This window comes from Rhodococcus sp. IEGM 1318, assembly GCF_033142465.1.
In the GTDB taxonomy this organism is placed as follows: domain Bacteria; phylum Actinomycetota; class Actinomycetes; order Mycobacteriales; family Mycobacteriaceae; genus Rhodococcus_F; species Rhodococcus_F qingshengii_B.
This window is the reverse complement of the sequence record NZ_JAWLSC010000003.1, coordinates 382,999-404,638: the sequence shown is the minus strand read 5'-3', so window position 1 is coordinate 404,638 and position 21,640 is coordinate 382,999. Positions and strand designations below refer to the sequence as shown.

The window sequence follows — 21,640 nt, the reverse complement described above, 5'->3', positions numbered from 1 at the left end:
CACGATGACCGAAACAGCTGCAGGATCACCAGTGTGGAAGCCGGCGCCTCATCGAGTGTCGGCGACGGGCCTACCGACCGCGGTCCGGGTCTACGAAGTCGGGCCACGCGACGGACTTCAAGCCGAAACGGTAGTGATCCCGACCGAGACGAAGGCCCAGTTCATCGAACGCCTGGTCGCGGCCGGTTCCCGCACCGTCGAATTGACGAGCTTCGTCTCACCTCGATGGATCCCGCAACTTGCCGACGCGGAAGAATTGATGGGTCGGCTGCACCTGCCGGACTCGGTACGCACGGTCGTCCTTGTCCCGAACCGCAAAGGTCTCGAGCGGGCCGTTGCCGCCGGGGCGAGCGAAGTCGCAGTATTCGTCAGCGCCACAGAGGAATTCGCGAGACGCAACCTCAACTCTACGGTGGACGGTGCGATCGCCGCGGCTGCCGAGGTCACTGCCGCCGCGCGAGCCCTGGGACTTCCCGTCCGCGGTTACATCTCGATGTGCTTCGGCGACCCCTGGGAAGGCGCCGTGTCCGTCGAGCGTGTCGCTGACATCGCGGAAGCCTTGATCGACTGCGGTGCCACGTCGCTCTCTCTCGGCGACACCATCGGCGTCGGCACGCCAGGCCATGTGCTCGCCCTACTCGGCGCGATCCGCGAACGTGGCATCCCCACATCGCAGATCGCGATGCACTTTCACGATACCTACGGCCAGGCACTGTCGAACGTCTACGCGTCGTTGACTGCGGGTGTCTCCGAATTCGACAGTTCCGCAGGCGGTCTCGGACGGTGCCCGTATGCCAAGGGCGCGACCGGAAATCTCGCCACCGAGGACTTGGTGTGGATGCTCCACGGCCTCGGGATCGACACCGGCATCGACCTGGATTCCCTTACCGACACAAGCAGTTGGATGGCCGAACAGATCGGACACCCGAGTCCGTCCCGAGTTGTCAACGCCCTCCGCGCAGCACGCACCTGACACTCGTCACTCAAGCCTCTCATCTCGCAAGTCCCCCACCTCGCAAGCCCCTCGCCATGCATGACACTGGAGAAAACTGATGTCACCACCGCAGTCGGCAACGACGCCGACCACCACAACCGAGCCGACCGAGCAGCAGACGTACCTCGAAGTCTGGGGCGACACCGTCAACGGTCGACACCTCGCGATCTCCGTCCTGGTCGGCAGTGTCGTCGGCGCTTCGGCCCTTCTCGCGGCCCAGGAACTGTTCGAACGGATTGTCAATGAACCGTCGTTGGCCCAGGCGTACAGCCTGCTGGTCGGGATCGCGGCCTGCCTGCTCGCCGGCGTCGTCTGCGGAATCTTCATCAAGCCGAAGAGGATAGTCGCCTTGGCGGCCGCCGACGCGGAGTCGATCGACGGCGTCATCACGATGATGAGTGAACAACGCCAGGGTCTGGGCACTCTCGCCGACATTCCGGAGCAGAGCCAACAGGAACTTCGCGAACTCGGTCTGTACGACCATTTCGCCGCCGCCGAGGCCGAGCACGCACCGGCCTCGAACGCACCGAAGGACGGTGGGCGCGCATGAGTTCGGTCCTGACCAACGAAATTCTGATTGCCGTTCTGTTCGGCATCATCGGCGCGGTCGCATTCACGTTCATCGGATTGATTTCCGGCACGGACGAGACCGCCACCATCGCGCCACTGACGCTGCTCGTGATCCTGCTCGGCGCTCCCCCGGCCGCAGTGTTCACGTTCTTCCTCTCCGGCGCGATCGCCAAACACATGACGCACGCGGTGCCGACGATGCTGCTGGGCATTCCCGGTGACACGATGGCGATTCCGCTTTTGCCGGAGGCGCAGATGATGCGCTCACTCGGCATCCCGCACATCGCACTGCGCAAGGCTATTTCGGGAGCGGTGATCTCGGCGTTCGTCGCTGTGCCGGTTGCCGTCCTGTTCGCGACCATCCTCGCGCCGTTCGCCGACACCGTTCAATCGATAGCACCCTGGCTTTTCCTGGTCGCCGCCATCGGTATCGCCTACGCCTCGCCGGGCCGCTGGGCCGGGGTCGTCGCTCTCGTTCCCTTCGTCATCTTGATCCTCGGCGCCCGCGCGTTGACGTCGAATTACGATGTGTCGCTCAACATCAGCTACTTCCTTGCCATCGCAGTCGGGCCGCTGATCGCGGACCTCGCACTGACCTTGGGTCCGTCGACCCGTAAGGACATGGAGCGCAGTGAACCCAAAACTGTTGCACTGGCGCCGGACATCAAGGGATGGAAGGGATACTTCCCCAATCCCCTGAAGGTCCTCGATCGCAAGCAGATCGGTTACACCGCAGCCGCTTCCACGGTATCGAGCGCAACGTTCGTCTTCAGCCCCGTCGCCATGACCGTTCTGATGGGTGAGCTGGTAGGTGCGCGGATCAAAAACGGCTATCACCGACTGACCACGATGGTCTCGGCGAAAAACGGTACGACGGAATCCACCTACATCGCAGAAACCCTCATCCCGCTCGTGGCGTTCGGCCTCCCGCTCAGCCCGCTCGCGGCAGGTCCCGCGGCACCTCTCTTCAACGCTCCGCCGGTTTTCGAGACCAATCAGGAAACCGGAGTGATCAACAATCTCTCCACGTACCTGACGCAGTGGGAGTTCCTGCTCTACGGCCTGCTGGCAGTGGTCACGGCAACGGTCATCGCATATCCGTTTGCCATGAACTACGCGTACCGCGCTGCGTCAGCGGTGGTCAAGCACATCAGTCACGAAGCTGTGATCGCGGTGTTCACGGGACTCGTCGTCGTCATCAGCATCTGGGAGGGCGGCATCCTGGGCCTCCTGATCACCGTGACCGTCGGCCTGGTCGGTGGCCTTCTCGGGCGTCTGTTCAAGATTCACGGCGGTGTCCTGTTCATGGGTTACTACGTCGCCCTGTTCAGCGTTCCGGCACTGATCAACCTCTTCTGAATCTCTCGACACCACCAACCCGTGCGGACCTGCAAACACTGCGGGTCCGCACGGGTTACGTGACGTCTCCGAGCGTCAGCGAGACCGTTCGATTCCGGTCGTGTTTCTTCGCTTCGTACAAGGCTTCGTCGGCGCAGTCGACCAGTTGCGTCAGATCTGCGTCGCCGTGGGGCGAACACGCGACACCGATGCTGACGGTCGGCCCGAGGTCGCCCAACACTGCTGACGAATTCTCCGCCTGCGCGCGTCGAATCATCTCGGCCGTTGCGGTTGCACCTTCCAGATCGACACCTGTCATCAAAACGACGAACTCCTCGCCGCCCAAGCGGGCGAACAGATGCTTGTCATCGAGGTTCCGCCGGACCTGATCGGCAAAACTCACCAACGCGGTGTCGCCGGCGCGGTGACCGAGGTTGTCGTTCACCAGCTTGAAGTGATCCAGATCCATCATCAAGACGCTGACCGGACGTCCGGAGCGTCGACGCGGATCGATCGCACCCATCACGCCGCCGCCTCGCCGCAAGAACTCGTCCCGCCGCAACGCACCGGTGAGATCGTCGTGGGTCACGGCTTGTGTCAGCGCCTCGAGCGCGCGGCGGCGCTCGAGGATCACACATGCCACCGCGATCGGCGCTACCGCCAGCAGCGACAATCCGATCTGGACCGACGCACTGACGGGCGAGAGGCCTTCGCTGGACAATCCGAGATGACCGTCGGCCGTCAGCACCAACGTCCAGGCAGTTGATACGGCTGTGAGCATCGACGTGACAAAAAACATTGGTGAGCAAGGCTGCAGTCACGAGCGCGGGCATGGCGAACGCGATCGCTCCGGCGCCGCCGATCACCCACTCCAAAATGATGCAGATCGCCAGGAGCGCTGTCGGAACGAGCGATCGACGCAAAAGTGCGGCAACAGCTTTCGGGTCTCGATCAACTCGCCGAAGCGAGGGGAACGTCAGCACCATTGGGACGATGGTCATGTAGTTGACGAACTCACTCGAGAACCAGAGCAACCAGCCGTCCCACCACTGTCCGCCGAACAGCACGCGGTTTGCGATTCCGCCGACGAGCGCTGCCATCGACGCGCCGACCACCGTCATCGACACGAGATATCCGACAGACTGAATACTGGACAGACGACGATTCTCACCGTCAACCCAGCGAAAGGCGTAGAAGCCGCTCGCGACCCCGACGATGTTGGCCGCGTTGAGCCACACCGTGGACTCCCACGCCCCGCCGGTGATCAGGTCGGCTCCGACATAACCTGCCACTACGCAGATCCAGGTGAGCGGTGTCGCGGAACGCGGCGACCGAAAGAGAATCCCGAGCAGCAGCGCGTTGGCCGGCCAGAAGACAGCAAGCGTGCCGGGTAGGCGGCTCAGAATCCCGACCAGGCACGAGACGAAGACAACAACACCGATGAGCACTGCGCGGCGAACGGCCGATGACGACAATCTTCCGACCGTACTCACCACCTACGTTCGACTGACCAACTCACAATTCGACAACCACGATCGGTGACTCGGGCACCCAGGACTCTGGGTCGCCCAAGACGCCGGCCGAAATATACCGACCGGATTCGTACGCGAGGGGCGCCGAAATCAAGGCGCCCCGCTGTGCCTTTGGCTATCGATGCAGACAAATCGGATGTTACGGCTCTAGTTGGCCAAATGAGACTTGCCGAGCGCAGACCAAGCTGTCTGAGCAAACTCTCGGGCACTCGCGCTGCCGCTACCGGCCGGCATTGCTCCGACAAGGGGGGCGCCGCTGACCGAGACCAGATCCTCGCGATTACACCTCTCGGCCAGGTCCGGTTCCTGTGGCCACGAACCGATCACCAACCCGGCGCAGTCCACGCCGGATGCCCCGAGCGCTTCCACTGTCAGAGCAGTGTGATTGAGCGTGCCCAGGCCGGAGGCAACCACCAGCAAGACCGGGGCTGACAAAGCCGCGGCAAGATCACGCGCGGTGAACCCGTCTGTCCCCAACCGGACCAGCAAGCCGCCGGCGCCTTCGATCAGAGTCAGGTCTCGAGTTGCGTCCAGGTCGGAAGCGACCCGGACCACGTCGTCGAGCGCCAACAACGGGAGACCACTTCTGCGCGCAGCAGTATCGGGTGCCAAAGGTTCGGGATACCGCGCCAACTCGACCAGTGTCACACCGCCACCGGTCAGACGCTCGATCTCGGCCAGATCACCCGCACCGTCCACGTCGACGCCGGTCTGCGCCGGTTTGAGCACAGCGACCGACTTACCCGACTGCAGGGCTACCGAGGCCAGTGCTGCCGTCACCACTGTTTTCCCCACGTCGGTCGACGTTCCGGTCACTACGAGAATGCTCATGCGCGGGCACCTGCCAATACTTCGCGCAGTACGAGTGAGATCTGCTCCATTTCGGCAGCGGACAGCGTTGCTCGTGCAGTCAGGCGCAAGCGCGACGTTCCTTCCGGTACCGACGGTGGCCGGAAACATCCGACGTGCAGCCCCTGGTCTCGGCACGCCGACGCGGCATCGAACGCCCGTTGCGGATCACCGAGAACGACCGAGACGACGGCAGATTCAGGCGATGGGGCCCCGGTGACGTCGGCGAGTTCGGACGCCCGGGCCAGGACGTCGAGCGCTCGCGTCGGCTCACGCTGGAGGACGGCGAGTGCAGCCCTGGCCGCGCCGACGGCAGCCGGTGCGAGACCGGTGTCGAAGATGAACGTTCTTGCCGCGTCGATGAGATGCGCGCGGATCTTGTTGTCGCCAAGTACAACTCCGCCCTGGCTGGCGAGCGACTTCGACAACGTCGCCGTCACGACGACGTCGGGTTCACCGGCCAAGCCCGACTCGTGAACGAGTCCGCGTCCACCGGCACCGCGCACACCGATGCCGTGCGCCTCGTCGACCAGCAGAATCGCGCCGTGTTCGCGGCACACCTGATGTATCTCCCGCAGCGGAGCGAGATCTCCGTCGGCACTGAAGACCGAATCGGTGACGACCAGCGCTCGCTCTTCGGATCTGGTGCGCAGCGTGTCGGCGAGAAAGTTCACGTCCGAATGCGGGGCAACGGCTATCCGCGCGCGTGACAGTCGGCAGGCGTCCACGAGCGAGGCATGTGATCCTGCGTCGGAGACGATCAACGACCCGGGCCCCGAGAGGGCCGTCACCGCGCCGAGATTGGCGGTGTATCCGGAGGAGAACACGAGACCGGAGTCCGCCCCGACGAACTCCGCCAGTTCGACTTCGAGCAGTTCGTGTTCGGTGGTGGTTCCGGTGACCAGACGCGAACCAGTGGCGCCTGCGCCCCAACGGCGCAGAGCCTCCGTAGCGCCCTCGATCACGTCAGGGTGCCGCACCAGTCCGAGGTAGTCGTTCGACGCCAGGTCGATCAGCGGGGAGTCGACCGTGCGCGGACGGAGTTCGCGGCGCAGTCCAGCGGCCCTACGATCCGCTTCGACGGCAGTGAGCCAATTCAGCGAGGTGTTCACTTTTCCGACCATACTTGAACACCGTTCAACTCAATGGTTAGGGTGCATCCGTGCTCACAACCGGACTTGATCCTCATGACGTCTCCGCCATCGATGCCGATGTCCTCTGGCACCCGTACGGATCGTTTCCCGCGTCGACTCGTCCGCTGATCGTCGACTCTGCCCAGGGGGCCACCCTCACGCTCTCCGACGGCCGGCGACTGGTCGACGGGATGAGCTCGTGGTGGGCCGCCATTCACGGCTACCGCAATCCCGTGCTCGACGCCGCGGCCGCGCGACAGCTGGGCAAGATGAGCCATGTCATGTTCGGTGGACTGACGCACGAACCCGCCGCTCGCCTCGGGCGAATGCTCGTCGACATCACACCACATCACCTCGACAAGGTGTTCCTCTCCGATTCCGGTTCGGTGGCCGTCGAGGTCGCCGTGAAGATGTGCCTGCAGTACTGGCGGAGCCTCGGAAAGCCGTCGAAAAATCGCTTGATGACCTGGCGCGGCGGATATCACGGCGACACCTTCACCCCCATGAGCGTCTGCGACCCCGACGGCGGCATGCACTCTCTCTGGACCGATGTCCTGCGCGCGCAGGTCTTCGCGCAGACTCCCCCCGCGGACTATCGACCCGAGTACGCACAGGAGTTGGAAGCGCTGTTGGCCGAGCATCACGAAGAACTGGCCGCGGTGATCGTCGAACCGGTAGTCCAGGGCGCCGGCGGAATGCGCTTCCACGACCCCGCATACCTGATCGACCTACGTAACCTCTGCGACAAATACCAAGTCCTCTTGGTCTTCGACGAGATAGCCACCGGATTCGGACGCACCGGAGAACTGTTCGCCGCCGATCACGCCGGCGTCACTCCCGACGTCATGTGCGTCGGCAAAGCACTGACCGGCGGGTACATGAGCCTGGCGGCAACGCTGTGCACCACGGAGATAGCGGAGACCATCACCGCCGGTGACGGCGGCGGGCTGATGCACGGCCCCACCTTCATGGGCAATCCACTCGCGTGCGCCGTCGCGGTCGCGTCGACCGAACTCCTGCTCGCGATGGACTGGCGGCGTGACGTCGCTGCCCTCGAACATGGTCTCGCTCGTGGCCTCGCCGAAGGCGTCACCATTCCCGGGGTCGTCGATGTCCGCGTCAAAGGCGGAATCGGAGTGATCGAACTCGAACAGCCGGTCGACATGCAGAGCGCGACCGATGCAGCCGTCGACGCCGGCGTCTGGCTACGACCGTTCCGAAACCTCGTCTACGCGATGCCGCCTTACCTCTGCTCGGAGGCAGAGGTGGAACAGATCACAGCCGGAATGCTTGCAACCGCCCGCAGCCAGGCAAAACGGTGATCAGCGGCGTAGACAGTCGACAAGATTCGATCGGCTGCACCCGATAGGGTCTGATTCATGGATCAACCGCCGAGCGAGACCTCAGCCACTCCCATCCCGGTATGGCCTGGCAGTGCGTACCCACTCGGTGCCACCTACGACGGTGCGGGGACCAATTTCTCGCTCTTCTCCGAGGTCGCCGAAGCCGTGGAACTGTGCCTGATCGCCAAGGACGGAACCGAAACCCGGATTCGGATGGACGAGGTCGACGGTTACGTCTGGCATGCGTACCTTCCGTCCGTATCCCCCGGCCAGCGATACGGCTACCGCGTGCACGGGCCGTACGACCCGGCTGCAGGTCTGCGATGCGATCCGAGCAAACTCCTGCTGGACCCGTACGGAAAAGCGTTCGACGGAGACTTCGACGGAGACCGTTCGCTGTTCTCGTACGACGTCGAATCGGCGGCGGACCCCGAACCTTCAGGAGACGACGAAACTCCTGCCGTGGAGCCGCAAGAGGCTACCGACGAAATGAGTTCGGAAGCCGAATCGGGCGAGGTGGGCCTCGAAGACAAGTCGCCCACGGGCGATCAGAAATCGGACGAGATCCTCGAGCCCGAACCCTTCGACCCAGGACCATTCGTCGACGAACCCGCCACCATCCCTTTCCCCCAACATGATTCGCTCGGCCACACGATGTCGACCGTCGTCATCAATCCGTTCTTCGATTGGGCGTCCGACCACTCGCCGAAGCGTCCGTACCACGAGACGGTCATCTACGAAGCGCACGTCAAGGGCATGACCGCGACGCACCCCGGAGTTCCGGAGGAGTTGCGCGGCACCTACGCCGGACTCGCGCATCCGGTGATCATCGAGCACCTCACCAATCTGGGTGTCACGGCGATCGAACTGATGCCGGTCCACCAGTTCATGCACGACCAGGTGCTGCTCGACCAGGGATTGCGAAACTACTGGGGTTACAACACCTTCGGCTTCCTCGCGCCTCATACCGACTACTCCTCGGCAGCAAAACCCGATGCGGCAGTCGCGGAATTCAAGGCCATGGTGCGTAGCTTCCACCAGGCGGGTATCGAAGTGATCCTCGACGTGGTCTACAACCACACCGCCGAGGGCAACCACATGGGGCCGACCATCAGCTTCCGCGGCATCGACAATGCCGCCTACTACCGCCTGGTCGACGGCGACGAAGAGCACTACATGGACTACACCGGAACGGGCAACAGCCTCAACGCCCGTCATCCGCATACGCTGCAATTAATCATGGACTCGCTGCGGTACTGGGTCACGGAAATGCATGTCGACGGTTTCCGCTTCGACCTGGCCTCCACACTCGCCCGTGAACTGCACGACGTGGACCGCCTCTCCGCCTTCTTCGATCTGGTACAACAGGATCCGATCGTCAGTCAGGTGAAGCTGATCGCCGAACCGTGGGACGTCGGCGAAGGCGGTTACCAGGTCGGCAACTTCCCCGGCCTGTGGACCGAATGGAACGGCAAGTACCGCGACACCGTCCGTGACTACTGGCGCGGTGAGCCGGCAACGCTGGGCGAGTTCGCTTCCCGCCTCACCGGATCCTCCGATCTCTACGAGGCCACCGGACGTCGCCCTGGCGCGAGCATCAATTTTGTCATCGCTCACGACGGTTTCACCCTGCACGACCTCGTCTCGTACAACGAGAAGCACAACGAAGCCAACGGTGAGAACAACAACGACGGCGAATCGCACAACCGATCGTGGAACTGCGGCGTCGAAGGCCCCACCGACGACCCGGAGATCCTCGAACTGCGTGGACGTCAGAGCCGGAATATTCTCGCGACGCTGATGCTCAGCCAAGGCACCCCGATGCTCGCTCACGGCGACGAGATGGGCCGAACTCAGCAGGGTAACAACAACGTTTACTGCCAGGATTCGGAACTGTCCTGGATGGATTGGACTCTCGCGGAAACCAACGCGGATCTCGTCGAGTTCACCAAGCGCGCAATTGCCTTGCGCGCCAAGAACCCCGTCTTCCGGCGTCGTCGATTCTTCGAGGGTCGACCTATTCGAAGTGGCGATCAAAGTCGCGACATCGCCTGGCTCACACCGTCGGGCGAGGAGATGACTCCGGCCGACTGGGACAGCGGTTTCGGCAAGTCGTTGGCTGTCTTTCTCAACGGTGACGCGATCCCGGAACCGAACTACCGCGGCGAGCGCGTCACGGGAGATTCGTTCCTTCTCTGTTTCAACGCCCACTACGAAGATCTCGAATTCTCCACCCCCAACGCGGACTACGCGTCGGAGTGGACCGTCGTACTCGACACCTCGGTCCCCACCGGTGAGAGCGACACCGTGATCAAAGCCGGAACGACATTGGATGTAAAAGCGCGAGCATTGACGGTACTTCGCAGAACCGCCTGAGGGAGACGTGCACATGGCCCCGATAACCAGCACCTACCGACTGCAGTTGCGACCGGATGCATTCACTCTTCGTGATGCGGCCGCACAGGTGGACTACTTCGAGGCACTGGGGGTCTCACATCTTTATCTCTCCCCCATCCTCACTGCGACGTCCGGGTCGACGCACGGCTACGACGTCACCGATCCGACAACCGTGTCTGAAGGACTTGGTGGCCGCGAGGCTTTGGTGGAGCTCTCGCGCGCGGTTCGATCACGTGGGATGGGCCTGATCGTCGATCTGGTCCCCAACCATGTCGGTGTCGCCAAACCTCGCGAAAATGCCTGGTGGTGGGACGTTCTCACGCACGGGCAGTCGTCGGAGTACGCAGACTTCTTCGACATCGATTGGGTCGAGGACAACGGAGCCAACGGCGCCGAGGGTAAGGTCTCGCTCCCAGTACTGGGCAGCCCGGACGATCTCAACGCACTGACCGTCGAGAAAGACGGTGAGGAAACACTTCTCGCGTTCTACGAGCACCGCTTCCCCGTCGCGGCCGGCACCGAACTCGGATCTCCACAGGAGGTCCACGCCAGGCAGTCGTACCGACTCGTACCGTGGAACGCCGGAATCATCAACTACCGACGGTTCTTTGCCGTCAACGAACTCGCTGCGCTGCGCCAGGAGGACCCCCAAGTCTTCGAACTCTGCCATCGGCAAGTGAAGTCGTGGGTCGACGAAGGACTGATCGACGGCGTTCGCATCGATCACCCGGACGGACTGGCAAATCCGGCGGAATATCTCGGGCGCCTGCGAGAACTGATCGGACCAGATCAGTGGCTCGTGATCGAAAAGATCCTCGGCCACACTGAGCCACTCGATCCGCTGCTCCCGATCGACGGCACCACCGGATACGACGCCCTCAATCAGCTGGGCAGCATTTTCGTCGATCCCGCCGCCGAACTCGAACTGACCGAACTCTCGGCAGATCTGACCGGCGCCGACGGGGACAGTACGTGGTTGCATCACACCGAACGTCAGTTCAAACGCGACACCGGGCGCGGTGACCTGGCACCCGAGGTTCGCAGGCTCGTGCGCGCAATCCGACGCGAAACCGGAAGTCGTTGCAGTGAGACCGAACTGAACGACGCAGTCGTCGTCGCGATCGCCCGGATGCCGGTATATCGATCCGACTACAGTCCCCTTGCCGGTTTAGCCGCTCGCATCGTCGGCGACATGCACGAACTGGCTCCTGGGCATGAAGCGGCGTTCAACGTGCTGTCGCAGTCACTGGTGAACGGCGGTGAAGCGGCGGTTCGCTTCCAGCAGGTGTGCGGCGCCGTCATGGCGAAGTCCGTCGAAGATCGACTCTTCTATCGGACGGCGCGACTGGTCTCACGTCAGGAAGTCGGCGGCAACCCGGCATCACTTGCCGTCTCCGTCGCCGAATTCCATCTCCACAACGCGGACCGAGCGAAGCTGTGGCCGCGCGCGATGACGAGTCTGTCCACTCACGACACCAAACGCGGCGAGGACGTGCGGGCACGGATCGGTGTTGTGTCTCAGGTGCCGACCCTGTGGTCCCGGCTGATTCGCGAGTGGGAAAACGTCTGCCCCAGCCCTGATCCGCTGACCGGATTGTTCTTGTGGCAGAACATCATCGGCGTGTGGCCGGCCGACGGGCGTTCGGCGGCCTCGGTTCCCGAGCTGCGCGAGCGTATACACGCCTATGCAGAGAAGGCTGTCCGCGAATCCGGCGCAAAGACTTCCTGGAACGATCCGGACGTCGACTTCGAATCGGACGTGCACAGGTGGATCGACGAGGTGATCGACGGTCCGGTCGGTGATTCGGTCAGCGAGTTCGTCGGCCGGATCGCTCGTCACGGCTGGTCGGACTCCCTGGGCCAAAAGCTGCTCCAACTCCTCGGGCCCGGCGTTCCCGACGTCTATCAGGGCACTGAGCTGTGGGAGGACTCGTTGGTCGACCCGGACAACCGGCGCGTTGTCGACTACGCGGTGAGGCGTTCCCTCCTCGATACCGGTGGCACGCCGATCGACGCGACAGGGACTGCAAAATTGCACCTCGTTCGCACGGCACTGACACTGCGGCGTGAGAACCCCGCGTGGTTCGAACGCGGCGCGTATCGGCCGGTCTTCGCCTCAGGTTCCGGATCCGGTCATCTGGTCGGCTTCTCGCGCGGCCCCGCGGGAGATCCACCCATGGTCGTGGCTCTGGCGACGCGGCATTCGCTCGGACTCTCGTCGCACGGCTGGCGAGACACACGAATCGACCTTCCCGATGGCGAATGGGTCGACGCACTGAGCGGACAACCCGTCGCGTCCGCCGATGCGCGCGATGTCTTCGCCGCCGGGCCATGTGCCCTGTTGACCAGGATGAGCTGAGCGGTTTCCGCTGACTGGGCATTCCGACCCGAAAAGAACTTCGTCGCGCTAACTTCCGAAGAGCAGATCGTCACCACTATTCGGAGGTTTGAGCATGGCTGCCAGTCGATTCACCGGAAAAGTTGCCTTCATCACCGGAGCAGCCCGCGGTCAGGGGCGCGCTGAAGCTGTCCGTCTGGCAGAAGAGGGCGCAGACATCATCGCCGTCGATGCGTGTGTTCAGTTCGAATCCACCTCGTATGCCGGCGCCACCGAAGACGACCTGGCCGAAACCGTAGAACTGGTCAAGGCACTGGACCGTCGAATTGTCGCCACCAAGACAGACGTCCGCGACTTCGCTGCTCTGTCCGCGGCGCTCGCGGCCGGCATCAACGAATTAGGGCGCCTCGACGTCGTCGTCGCGAACGCCGGAATCTGCTCTGCCAACATGTCGTGGGAAATCACGCCCGAGCAGTGGCAGGAAACGCTCGACGTCAACCTGACCGGCGTCTTCCACACCGCAAAGGCAGCGATCCCGCACCTGATCAAGCAAGGCACCGGTGGCTCGATCATCTTCACCAGTTCCGTCGCCGGCCTGCGTGGGCTTCCCTTCCTCGGCCATTACGTCGCGAGCAAACACGGCATCACCGGTCTGGCCAAGACGATGGCCTCGGAATTGGGGCAGTACAACATTCGGGTCAACACCATCCACCCGCACGGCGTGGAAACCGGCATGCAGATGACGGACATGCGGCCGCTCATCGACGCAAACGCTCACACGCTCGGCCCGATCTTCATGCAAACCTTGCCCGATCCCGTCAGCCGGCCCGAGGACATTGCAGCCGCCGTCGCGTTCCTCGGTTCCGACGAAGCCCACCACATCACGGGGATCGCAATGCCACTGGATCTGGGAACGCTGATCCGCTGATCGAATCTTCTCGAATTTGTCCCGTCCTCGGGGAATATCGCTTCCCCGAGGACGGTTGCGCGACACATGACCAAAACTGTTGTAGCGCAGATATACGGAACGCCCGAGGTCCTGAAGCTGGTTGACGTGAATCTACCCTCGCCTGAGTCAGGAGAAGTCCTGGTCGATGTCAAAGCGATCGGCGTGAACCCCTTCGACTTCAAGCTCTACAGCGGCGCATTCGGCACCGACCACGAGAAACTTCCGATCCGCCTCGGCGGCGAGGCAGCGGGTGTCGTCTCGGCCGTCGGCGACGGTGTCACCGAAGTAGCCGTCGGCGACGAGGTGATCGTCAGCCCTGGCAACGGTCTGTACGCCGAACAGGTAGTCGTTCCGGTCTCCTCGATCACCGCGAAGCCCGCCGGCATCAGCTGGGAACAGGCGGCCGGCCTCCTTCTTGTCGGCGTAACTGCAGTCGACGCCCTTGACACGATACGAGTCGGCTCCGGCGATACCGTCCTCATCCACGGCGCGTCCGGCGGCGTCGGCGCGATTGCCGTCCAGCTGGCAGCTGCTCGTGGAGCCACCGTGATCGGCACCGCGGGAGCCTCCAATCAGGACTACGTGCGTTCACTCGGCGCGACGCCAGTCCTCTACGGCGAAGGACTCGAAGCGCGTATTCGTGAACTCGCACCGAACGGCGTCGATGCGGCATTCGACACCGCCGGAACGGACGAAGCCGTCGATGCATCTCTGGCTTTGGTCACCGACAAGAGTCGCATCGTCACCATCGTCGCGTTCGGGCGAGCTCAGACCGACGGCTTCGCTTCCGTAGGCGGCGGTAATCCGGCGAGCGCCGAAGCCCGGTTGAAGGCGCGATCCGAATTGGTCGAACAAGCCGGATCCGGACACCTCATCGTGAAGATCGCCAAGACCTTCCCAATGACGGACGTCGCGCTCGCTCACACCGAGTTACAGAGTTCTCATCCCGCCGGGAAGTTCATCCTCATTCCCTGACTTTGCCTGGGGTTCCCTGAGACTGAGCGGCGAGTGGAACCAACAGAGTGGTGCCGAACGCGACGAGCACGGATTCGCCTTCGCGTTCGGCATGTACCTCGGCAGTGACGAACACCTGCTTACGCCCGGCCTTGACCGAGCGTGCCGTGGCGACGAATGCGGTTCCGACTCCTGGGCTCACGAAGTTGACCGCACAGTTGGATGCCGCCACTACGCCCACTTGGGTGAAGGCGGCAAACCCACACGCGGTGTCCACGAGCCCCGCCACGAGCGCAGCGTGCAGGTGTCCCGAGTACTGGCCGAGATCCTCACGCCACTCGAGCCGCAGGCGCACGCGACCCGATTCTGCTTCCGTGACCTCGAAGCCCGCCCACCGATTGAAGGCCGCCGACGCGTTGACCGCGCGCAATTGTTCAAGCATCTCCGAATTTTCCATGTAGACCAGTCTACATAGATTGTGGTGGATCGCTGGGGTGTTTATGCTCCAACTCGTGGCAACTCCCCCGAAACACCGCGACGCACTTGTACGAGCTGCGGCCGATCTGTTTCGCCGCCAGGGATATGCGGCAACAGGCCTCAACGAGATCCTCAAGTCGAGCGGGGCGCCGAAAGGTTCGCTCTACCACTACTTTCCCGGCGGCAAAGAGCAAATCGGCGAAGAAGTCGTCCGCGTCGGCGGGCAGTTGGTCACCGACACTCTGACCGAACTCGCCGAGAGCCAATCAGGCGCCGGATCGCTGCTGCGCGAATACGCGCGGTTGCTCACCGGATGGGTCAGCGATTCGGACTTCCACGAAGGCTCGCCGATCACGACGGTGTTGTTGGAACTTGCCCCAGATTCGGAGAGCGTGACAGCCGCCGGACAGGCGGTCTACCGACAGTGGACTTCGCTACTGCGCGACTCACTGGTCGAGTCCGGCGTCGCACGTACGCGAGCGCAACGACTTGCCGTCCTTGCGGTGTCCGCGCTCGAGGGTTCGCTGGTGCGGGCTCGCGTCGAACGATCAGGTCAGCCGATTCTCGACTCCCTCGGCGAAGTCGCCGACTTGTTCGATGGCGCGATCGCGGCAGCGAACGCGACCTGAGCGAACGGCACTCTCGGTCTCATGAAGGCGCCGAAAGGTACGTTCGCTCGGAATCGGAGGGTGGGTCAGCGGACTTTTCTGCCCCACCTCGAGCACCACCTCGGGCCGCGCCGACACCGGCGACGACGACGCAAGCGATACCGGCCACAGCCAGAATGCTCGGTACCTGATGCAGCACAACCAAACCAATGAGCTGAGCGAACGCAGGCTCGAGACTCATCAGCGTGCCGAACGCCGCCGTGGAGTGCCTGCGCAACGAGACCATCTCCAAGGCGAAGGGGACGACGGGCAGCAAAATCGCGAGCCCGAGTCCCACGAGAATCAGGTGCGGGGTCAGTCGCCCAACGGCCGAGTGCCCCACCGCAATTGTCGCTGCCAGTCCGGCAACCGCCATCGACACCGCCAGCCCGTTGATACCGGCAACCTCGTCGCCGACACGCTGGGTGAGCAGAATGTACATCGCCCAGCAGAGTGCGGCACCGAGTGCATAAGCCACGCCGACCAGGTCGACCGTGCCCGCCCACGGTTCGGTGAGAAGCACGACGCCCACGCCCGCCAGAACCGGCCACAGAACGCGGCCACGCCCCCGCAGCAATGCAACTGTCAGCGGACCCAAGAACTCCAACGCGCTTGCCGTTCCCAGCGGAAGGCGCTCCACAGCCGCCATGAACAGGAGCGTCATCCCGGCGGTGACCACACCGAGGACCACGCAGGCCAGAAACGCCTTGCGGGTGAACGCAGACGGCCGGGGTCTGACAATGATCAGAAGAATGATGCCTGCCCAGGCGAGTCGGACCCACGCTGCTCCGTCTGCGCCGAGCTGATCGATCAGACCCACCGACACGGCGAGCCCGAGCTGCACGCACAACATCGCCAGAACAGCCAGGCCGACGCCGGCTCGCGCTCTCGTATCCATAGCTGAATTGAACGGGATAACAACCGTTCGCGTCCACGCGATTTTGAGCCACATAATGTTCACGATTAGTGAATGATCAAGGGATGGAAACTCGTCGACTCCATCTCCTCCTAGAACTCTCGCGTCTTGGTTCGATGCGCGCCGTCGCCGAAGCTCACAACCTCACGACGTCGACGGTGTCCCAACAGCTCGCGGCCCTGACTACGGAAACCGGTACCGTGTTGATCGAGCCGGAAGGCCGACGCGTTCGCCTCACGCCTGCCGGACAACGACTTGCCGATCATGCCGTCACGATCCTGGCGGCTCTCGACGCCGCTCGGCTCGACCTCGATCCGGACGCAGAACCGGTGGGGACTCTGCGAGTCGGCGGATTCGCGACTGCCATCAGAAGCGCGATGCTCCCCGTCGCACAAAGCCTGCAGCGAAGTCATCCACAGGTGGACGTGGTGATCTGCGAATACGAACCCGTCGAGGCTTTTGCACTCCTCGAGCGCGACGACCTCGACCTCGCACTGACCTACGACTACAACCTCGCCCCCGCGTCGCCAAGCCCTCTACTCGAGGCAATTCCGCTCTGGTCGACGCCGTGGGGACTGTGTGTTCCCGACGACGCCCAAGCTCCCGACAAGTCCACAGAATCCGGAATCGATCTCCGCGCCTTCGCAGACACGTCATGGATAGTGAACTCACGCAACACCGCAGACGAGCGCGCTGTGCGAACCCTCGCGTCGCTGGCCGGGTTCACCCCTCGGATCACGCACCAGATCGACAGTCTCGACTTGGTCGAACTCTTGATCCTCAGTGGTTACGGCGTGGGGCTGATGCCGCTCGAACGCAAGACCCGCAACGGCGTACGCGTCGTGCCGCTGACAGATCCGCCTGTCATCCTCACCGCGTATGCGGTGACGCGTCGCGGCCGATCGTCGTGGCCGCCGCTTCGGCTCGTACTGGACCGACTCACGGCCTACCGATAACTCACCTCCTATCAGCGTCGCCGTCGCGGCGCTGCTGCATGGCAATTCGACGCTGCTCTTCCGCACGCTCGCGGCACTGACGCAGGAAGGCTTCGTCCGCCGCCGGATCCTGCGCAACGGCGCGTCCCGGACGCTCGTATTCGCCGTAACCGGTTGGGCCGACGTACCCACGCGGTGCGTTCTGCCCGCGACCGACCACCAGCCACAGCACCGACCCCAACGTGGGAAGGAAGATGATGATCAGAATCCAGACGACCTTGGGTAGGTACTGGATATAGGCGTCGTCTCTCGTGATGGCGTCGACGATGCAAAAGATCCAGAGCAGCATCGTAATGAGGCCGAACAAGGCATAGGGCACGCTGGCGATTCCTCCCGAGTATAAAAACCCTCGCCATGCTAACTAAAACAGACCGATTAGTACATTAGATTCTGGCGAATGTTGAACTCGAGCCACGTTCGATACGCGTCGACGTCCCAACCGCTGACACGACGCAATTGCTGGTGAAGCTGAGGCGAGACGAAGGCGGCAAGGATTCCGGCGGCCTTGTCGAGCGAAATTTCCGGCCTCAGCAAACCGTGCTCCGACAGACCCTCCGCTATCGACATCGCGTTGACTGCCGATTGCTCGGCTGATTCCTCAGACAGACGACGCATATCGGAATCGGCACCGGAGGATTCCACTGTGACCATCATGAGCGCGCCGGCGCGTTCGAGCAGCCCGATGCCCTGCGCCACGATCTGGGAGACGATCCCCCGAACGTCGTCAGGGTCCGAGGCCGAACTCGGCGCGCCGAGAGGAACCCACTCAGCGTCGAGGGCCTCGGTGAGTGCCGCTTCGAAAATCTCGAGCTTTCCACCGGGGAACGCTGTGAACACGGTCCGATTGGCCACGCCGGCGGCGTCGGCAATCTGTTTGACAGTGGCGCTGACGTACCCGTCTCGCACGAACAGAGCCTGTGCCGCATCACGAATGAGTTCTCGGGTTCGCTGCGCAGAGGCCTCGCGCACGCGGGAGTGATATTGGCGTTTCCCCTCCATTGCGCACACTCTAGCCGCATTCGATGCAACAGCCATGCATGGAAAGAACTGCTCAGATCAGGAGCCTTTTCCGGGGTGGTCGATCCAACCGTCACTACCGGGAAACACGAGCGCCTCGTGCCCGTTGTGATACCTCACCAGATACGGCGGCCCCCCGTCATCGCCGTGAACTTCGAGAACTTCGGCGGTCACCTCGGACTGACCGACCACTCGCCCCTGAACATGAAGGCGGTCACCTACTTCGGCACGCATCACTCCTCCTTGTCGCCCGCCCAACGCAGGCACAGAACACCACTGTCGTTGTTCCCGCGAAACCGGCAAGGAAACCAACAGCGTCATCGAGATCGTGAGTGAAGACACAATCACCCGGCATGACAATTGGAGGTGAACAGTGATTCACTCTGGGGTGAATTACCGTTCACCCCGCGCCTCGCGAAGGATCGTCTCTTGGCATTGCACTCGTCTCCAACCCCCCGCCGTTCGAGTCGGCTCATCACCGCAGTCCTCTGTCTGTCCGGCACCGTGGTCGCACTCCAACAAACGATGGTCATTCCGTTGTTGCCCGAGTTTCCGAAGATCCTCGGCGTCAGCGCTGACGACGCGTCCTGGCTCGTCACCGTCACCCTGCTGACCAGTGCCGTCGCCACCCCGATCGTCTCCCGTCTGGCAGACATGTTCGGAAAACGACGCATGATGCTGATCTCGATGACGATGATCGTGGTCGGTTCCCTGGTCGCAGCGATGGGCGGTAACTTCATTTCCCTACTTGTCGGACGCGGTCTTCAAGGCTTTGCCATCTCGATGATCCCGGTCGGAATCAGCATCATGCGCGACGAACTCCCCAAGGAGAAGGTGGCGTCGGCGACCGCGTTGATGAGCGCGACTCTCGGAGTCGGCGCCGCACTCGGACTCCCGCTGTCGGGGTTGATCTTCGAACATCTCGGCTGGCCGGCCATCTTCTGGCTCTCGGCAATCGTGGGCGTTCTGCTGATCATCGCGGTAGCGGTCGTAGTCCCGGAATCAAGTGTTCGTACCCGTGGCAAGTTCGACTTCCTCGGCGCAGTCATGCTCTCGGTTTCGCTTGCGGCACTTCTTCTGGCAATTTCCAAGGGCGCCCGCTGGGGATGGACCAGTGAACCGACGTTGCTGATGTTCGTCATCGGGATCGTCACGCTTGCGCTGTGGTTCCCTTACGAGCTCCGCGTCACCCAACCGATGGTCGACTTGCGAACGTCGGCCAAGCGGCCGGTTCTACTGACCAACGTCGCCTCGATCCTCGTGGGCTTCTCGATGTACGCGAACAACCTCTCGACCACTCAACAGCTGCAGATGCCGAAGATCTCCGGGTACGGCTTCGAGCTGGGAGTGATGGCAGCCGGACTGTGCATGATTCCGGCAGGACTGGCGATGGTCTTCTTCGCTCCCGTGTCAGCGAACATCACCAAACGATACGGCGCCAAAACCACCTTGATCGTCGGCGGCACGGTGCTCGCGCTCGCCTACATCGCGCGCGTGTTCCTGACCGGCTCGATCGCGCTGATCATCATCAGTGCGGCGGTGGTCAGCATCGGAACTGCGATCGCCTACTCCGCGATGCCGATGCTGATCATGCGCTCGGTCCCGATCACCGAAACCGCATCGGCGAACGGCCTCAACTCGCTCCTTCGCTCGGTCGGTACCTCGATCTCCAGCGCCGTGGTCGCCGCCATGCTCACCTCGATGGTCATCCCGTCCGGACCCGGCGAGGGCCTTCCGTCGATCGATGCTTTCAAGAACATCTTCTGGCTCGCCGCCCTCGCCGCCGTGGCTGCTGCCGCGGCCGCCGCATTCATTCCTCGCCGCGGTGCGAAACCGGAAACGGCACTTCGCCCGGTGACGCCGGAGGGATTCGAGCTTCCATACGCGGCAGTGAGCGATACCGAGATCGTGGTTGCCGGTCGTGTCGTCCGAGCGGACAGTCGACCGATCCGGCAGGCAGTTGTCACCGTGATGGACATGGAGGGTCGGCCGATCGACTGGAGTCGCGCCGACAACGAGGGCAACTTCTCCCTCGCTCTACCTCAGCCAGGACGGTACCTGATGGTAACGAGTGCCGATGGCTGGTCCCCGAGGTCGCAGGTGATCGCTTTCGACAGCGCACAATCGACGCACACCGTCGAACTCGGTGAGCGCCTCACTATCTCCGGCAAGGTCGGCGTGGACGGGCAAACAACTTCGGGAACTGTCGTCACACTCACGAAACCGACTGGCGAGTTCGTCGCATCCACCGTCACCGACGGAGCCGGCCACTATGGAATCGCGCTCCCGACATCCGGTCGATACATCCTGACCGCATTGACCGCGAGCGGACACGGCACACTGGCGCGGCAGATCGCGGTGATCGCGCAGTCCACCGTCATCGACTTCGACGTTCCCCTGGACGCAGAGCCCTTGACACCAGTGTGAGCACCCACCGTGCGAGCATCAGGCAGTGAGAAAGGCTTGACATGAGTACTGCCGAGGACCGCATCCTCACAGCAGCGAAAACCCTTTTCGCAGAACGCGGATACGCATCGACGAAGATCAAGGATGTCGCTGCAGTGGCCGGCTACTCCCCTGCCCTGGTCATGAAGATATGTGGGAGCAAAGCTCGGTTGTATTCGGCAGCGATCCCATCGACACCTCCGGTGGACGAGGCGCCGCATGACGATACCTCCGGTGACATCGGCTACAGACTGGTCGAGAAACTCGTCGTCCGCAGGGAAGCCGACGAAACTGACCCGTGGGCGATGCTCGCCATACTCGTGCACGAAGCCCCGGACCCGGACGCCGCCCGGGCCGAGATCAAGGAACGCTACGTACACGGGATCGCCCGGCGCATCGGCGACAACTCGCCCGATCTGGTGCGCAGCCAACTGGTTGTCTCACTACTGCTCGGGCTTGCCACCGGGATGCGGACCCTCGACCTCCTCGGTGAGGACTCGTTGCCGTCGAAGGATCTGGTCCGGCACTACGGGAGTCTCGTGCAAACGATCGTCGACGAAACAGTCCCTGTCTCCGAGCAAGAATCGGACATCAGTGGCACGGTGGAGGGATGACTACCTACCGATACCTCGACGCTGATCGAAATCTTCTCGAAGAGAAGGATTTCGAAACCGAGCAGGACGCACAGGAATACCGACTCTCGGTCCTTGGTGCCGAACACATCGAGCCAGCAGACGAATGATCCC

At 62.9% G+C, this 21,640-nt stretch carries 22 protein-coding genes and 1 pseudogene; 14 read left to right on the top strand and 9 right to left on the bottom strand.

The window, feature by feature from the left end; translation table 11 throughout:
* The first annotated feature begins 4 nt into the window (after positions 1-4).
* The 3 genes from R4P65_RS10195 (at position 5) to R4P65_RS10185 (ending at position 2,923) form a co-directional block, all read left to right on the top strand.
* Complete coding sequence (locus R4P65_RS10195) at positions 5-973, top strand: hydroxymethylglutaryl-CoA lyase (protein WP_317826398.1); 969 nt, start codon at positions 5-7, stop codon at positions 971-973.
* 79 nt (positions 974-1,052) lie between these two features.
* Positions 1,053-1,544 (top strand): hypothetical protein, encoded by a 492-nt coding sequence (locus R4P65_RS10190; protein ID WP_230813465.1) that lies wholly within the window; start codon positions 1,053-1,055, stop codon positions 1,542-1,544.
* Positions 1,541-2,923, top strand: a complete 1,383-nt coding sequence (locus tag R4P65_RS10185) for a tripartite tricarboxylate transporter permease (RefSeq protein ID WP_317826397.1) — start codon at positions 1,541-1,543, stop codon at positions 2,921-2,923. Before R4P65_RS10190 ends, R4P65_RS10185 begins: the two co-directional genes overlap by 4 nt.
* Positions 2,924-2,978: 55 nt before the next feature.
* On the opposite strand, the gene R4P65_RS10180 is transcribed toward R4P65_RS10185, so the two are convergent.
* A complete protein-coding gene (locus R4P65_RS10180) occupies positions 2,979-3,683 on the bottom strand; it encodes a GGDEF domain-containing protein (RefSeq protein WP_317826396.1) in 705 nt (234 codons plus the stop codon).
* Positions 3,684-3,703: 20 nt separating this feature from the next.
* Between R4P65_RS10180 and R4P65_RS10175 the strand changes: the two genes are divergently transcribed.
* Entirely contained in the window at positions 3,704-3,907 is a 204-nt protein-coding gene (locus R4P65_RS10175) for a hypothetical protein (protein ID WP_317826395.1), read from the top strand.
* 14 nt (positions 3,908-3,921) lie between these two features.
* Here the strand turns inward: R4P65_RS10175 and R4P65_RS33135 are convergent.
* The 3 genes and pseudogenes from R4P65_RS33135 to R4P65_RS10165 all read right to left on the bottom strand — a co-directional run.
* Positions 3,922-4,350: pseudogene (locus tag R4P65_RS33135) on the bottom strand (sensor domain-containing diguanylate cyclase); the annotation flags it as partial.
* Between the two features lie 231 nt (positions 4,351-4,581).
* A complete protein-coding gene (bioD, locus tag R4P65_RS10170; protein WP_317826394.1) occupies positions 4,582-5,265 on the bottom strand; it encodes a dethiobiotin synthase in 684 nt (227 codons plus the stop codon).
* On the bottom strand, positions 5,262-6,407 hold the full coding sequence (locus R4P65_RS10165) for an 8-amino-7-oxononanoate synthase (RefSeq protein ID WP_317826393.1): 1,146 nt from the start codon (positions 6,405-6,407) through the stop codon (positions 5,262-5,264). The genes bioD and R4P65_RS10165 overlap by 4 nt, the downstream gene beginning before the upstream one ends.
* Before the next feature lie 38 nt (positions 6,408-6,445).
* On the opposite strand from R4P65_RS10165, the gene R4P65_RS10160 reads away from it, so the two are divergent.
* From R4P65_RS10160 to R4P65_RS10140, 5 genes are all read left to right on the top strand, one after another.
* A complete protein-coding gene (locus R4P65_RS10160; protein WP_317826392.1) occupies positions 6,446-7,738 on the top strand; it encodes an adenosylmethionine--8-amino-7-oxononanoate transaminase in 1,293 nt (430 codons plus the stop codon).
* Between the two features lie 57 nt (positions 7,739-7,795).
* Entirely contained in the window at positions 7,796-10,135 is a 2,340-nt protein-coding gene (gene glgX / locus R4P65_RS10155; protein ID WP_317826391.1) for a glycogen debranching protein GlgX, read from the top strand.
* 13 nt (positions 10,136-10,148) lie between these two features.
* Complete coding sequence (gene treY, locus R4P65_RS10150) at positions 10,149-12,515, top strand: malto-oligosyltrehalose synthase (protein WP_317826390.1); 2,367 nt, start codon at positions 10,149-10,151, stop codon at positions 12,513-12,515.
* A gap of 94 nt (positions 12,516-12,609) precedes the next feature.
* Positions 12,610-13,422, top strand: a complete 813-nt coding sequence (locus tag R4P65_RS10145) for a mycofactocin-coupled SDR family oxidoreductase (RefSeq protein ID WP_317826389.1) — start codon at positions 12,610-12,612, stop codon at positions 13,420-13,422.
* A 66-nt stretch (positions 13,423-13,488) separates the two neighbouring features.
* Positions 13,489-14,418: an NADP-dependent oxidoreductase gene (locus R4P65_RS10140; RefSeq protein WP_317826388.1), complete on the top strand. Its 930-nt coding sequence runs from the start codon at positions 13,489-13,491 to the stop codon at positions 14,416-14,418.
* Here R4P65_RS10140 and R4P65_RS10135 read toward each other — a convergent pair.
* Positions 14,408-14,839: a PaaI family thioesterase gene (locus tag R4P65_RS10135; protein ID WP_317826386.1), complete on the bottom strand. Its 432-nt coding sequence runs from the start codon at positions 14,837-14,839 to the stop codon at positions 14,408-14,410. The genes R4P65_RS10140 and R4P65_RS10135 overlap by 11 nt on opposite strands.
* 70 nt (positions 14,840-14,909) lie before the next feature.
* On the opposite strand from R4P65_RS10135, the gene R4P65_RS10130 reads away from it, so the two are divergent.
* On the top strand, positions 14,910-15,503 hold the full coding sequence (locus R4P65_RS10130) for a TetR/AcrR family transcriptional regulator (RefSeq protein ID WP_317826384.1): 594 nt from the start codon (positions 14,910-14,912) through the stop codon (positions 15,501-15,503).
* Between the two features lie 19 nt (positions 15,504-15,522).
* Here the strand turns inward: R4P65_RS10130 and R4P65_RS10125 are convergent, their stop codons facing one another.
* Positions 15,523-16,419 (bottom strand): EamA family transporter, encoded by an 897-nt coding sequence (locus R4P65_RS10125; protein ID WP_317826383.1) that lies wholly within the window; start codon positions 16,417-16,419, stop codon positions 15,523-15,525.
* Positions 16,420-16,502: 83 nt separating this feature from the next.
* Here R4P65_RS10125 and R4P65_RS10120 point away from each other — a divergent pair, with 83 nt between their 5' ends.
* Positions 16,503-17,393, top strand: a complete 891-nt coding sequence (locus R4P65_RS10120) for a LysR family transcriptional regulator (RefSeq protein ID WP_317826382.1) — start codon at positions 16,503-16,505, stop codon at positions 17,391-17,393.
* Position 17,394: 1 nt separating this feature from the next.
* Here R4P65_RS10120 and R4P65_RS10115 read toward each other — a convergent pair whose 3' ends face one another.
* Genes R4P65_RS10115 through R4P65_RS10105 form a run of 3 tightly spaced genes read right to left on the bottom strand, consistent with a single transcriptional unit; the run spans position 17,395 to position 18,683 of the window.
* Positions 17,395-17,751, bottom strand: coding sequence for a PLD nuclease N-terminal domain-containing protein (locus R4P65_RS10115; protein WP_317826381.1), 357 nt, complete (start codon positions 17,749-17,751; stop codon positions 17,395-17,397).
* Positions 17,752-17,807: 56 nt separating this feature from the next.
* Positions 17,808-18,431: a TetR/AcrR family transcriptional regulator gene (locus tag R4P65_RS10110; protein WP_317826380.1), complete on the bottom strand. Its 624-nt coding sequence runs from the start codon at positions 18,429-18,431 to the stop codon at positions 17,808-17,810.
* A gap of 57 nt (positions 18,432-18,488) precedes the next feature.
* Entirely contained in the window at positions 18,489-18,683 is a 195-nt protein-coding gene (locus R4P65_RS10105) for a DUF1918 domain-containing protein (RefSeq protein WP_317826379.1), read from the bottom strand.
* Positions 18,684-18,878: 195 nt separating this feature from the next.
* Here R4P65_RS10105 and R4P65_RS10100 point away from each other — a divergent pair, with 195 nt between their 5' ends.
* The 3 genes from R4P65_RS10100 to R4P65_RS10090 are packed head-to-tail and all read left to right on the top strand — an operon-like array spanning position 18,879 to position 21,636.
* Positions 18,879-20,876, top strand: a complete 1,998-nt coding sequence (locus tag R4P65_RS10100; protein ID WP_230813482.1) for an MFS transporter — start codon at positions 18,879-18,881, stop codon at positions 20,874-20,876.
* A 41-nt stretch (positions 20,877-20,917) separates the two neighbouring features.
* Positions 20,918-21,508: a TetR/AcrR family transcriptional regulator gene (locus R4P65_RS10095; RefSeq protein ID WP_317826378.1), complete on the top strand. Its 591-nt coding sequence runs from the start codon at positions 20,918-20,920 to the stop codon at positions 21,506-21,508.
* Positions 21,505-21,636, top strand: coding sequence for a hypothetical protein (locus R4P65_RS10090; protein ID WP_256922339.1), 132 nt, complete (start codon positions 21,505-21,507; stop codon positions 21,634-21,636). Before R4P65_RS10095 ends, R4P65_RS10090 begins: the two co-directional genes overlap by 4 nt.
* Positions 21,637-21,640: the final 4 nt, after the last annotated feature.

What these genes read in the sequence shown, in the direction of transcription:
- R4P65_RS10195 (WP_317826398.1), top strand. Translation starts at nt 5, where the DNA reads ATGACCGAAACAGCTGCAGGATCACCAGTGTGGAAGCCGGCGCCTCAT.
- R4P65_RS10190 (WP_230813465.1), top strand. Translation starts at nt 1,053, where the DNA reads ATGTCACCACCGCAGTCGGCAACGACGCCGACCACCACAACCGAGCCG.
- R4P65_RS10185 (WP_317826397.1), top strand. Translation starts at nt 1,541, where the DNA reads ATGAGTTCGGTCCTGACCAACGAAATTCTGATTGCCGTTCTGTTCGGC.
- R4P65_RS10180 (WP_317826396.1), bottom strand. Translation starts at nt 3,683, where the DNA reads ATGCTCACAGCCGTATCAACTGCCTGGACGTTGGTGCTGACGGCCGAC.
- bioD (WP_317826394.1), bottom strand. Translation starts at nt 5,265, where the DNA reads ATGAGCATTCTCGTAGTGACCGGAACGTCGACCGACGTGGGGAAAACA.
- R4P65_RS10165 (WP_317826393.1), bottom strand. Translation starts at nt 6,407, where the DNA reads ATGGTCGGAAAAGTGAACACCTCGCTGAATTGGCTCACTGCCGTCGAA.
- glgX (WP_317826391.1), top strand. Translation starts at nt 7,796, where the DNA reads ATGGATCAACCGCCGAGCGAGACCTCAGCCACTCCCATCCCGGTATGG.
- treY (WP_317826390.1), top strand. Translation starts at nt 10,149, where the DNA reads ATGGCCCCGATAACCAGCACCTACCGACTGCAGTTGCGACCGGATGCA.
- R4P65_RS10145 (WP_317826389.1), top strand. Translation starts at nt 12,610, where the DNA reads ATGGCTGCCAGTCGATTCACCGGAAAAGTTGCCTTCATCACCGGAGCA.
- R4P65_RS10140 (WP_317826388.1), top strand. Translation starts at nt 13,489, where the DNA reads ATGACCAAAACTGTTGTAGCGCAGATATACGGAACGCCCGAGGTCCTG.
- R4P65_RS10135 (WP_317826386.1), bottom strand. Translation starts at nt 14,839, where the DNA reads ATGCTTGAACAATTGCGCGCGGTCAACGCGTCGGCGGCCTTCAATCGG.
- R4P65_RS10125 (WP_317826383.1), bottom strand. Translation starts at nt 16,419, where the DNA reads ATGGATACGAGAGCGCGAGCCGGCGTCGGCCTGGCTGTTCTGGCGATG.
- R4P65_RS10120 (WP_317826382.1), top strand. Translation starts at nt 16,503, where the DNA reads ATGGAAACTCGTCGACTCCATCTCCTCCTAGAACTCTCGCGTCTTGGT.
- R4P65_RS10110 (WP_317826380.1), bottom strand. Translation starts at nt 18,431, where the DNA reads ATGGAGGGGAAACGCCAATATCACTCCCGCGTGCGCGAGGCCTCTGCG.
- R4P65_RS10105 (WP_317826379.1), bottom strand. Translation starts at nt 18,683, where the DNA reads ATGCGTGCCGAAGTAGGTGACCGCCTTCATGTTCAGGGGCGAGTGGTC.
- R4P65_RS10095 (WP_317826378.1), top strand. Translation starts at nt 20,918, where the DNA reads ATGAGTACTGCCGAGGACCGCATCCTCACAGCAGCGAAAACCCTTTTC.
- R4P65_RS10090 (WP_256922339.1), top strand. Translation starts at nt 21,505, where the DNA reads ATGACTACCTACCGATACCTCGACGCTGATCGAAATCTTCTCGAAGAG.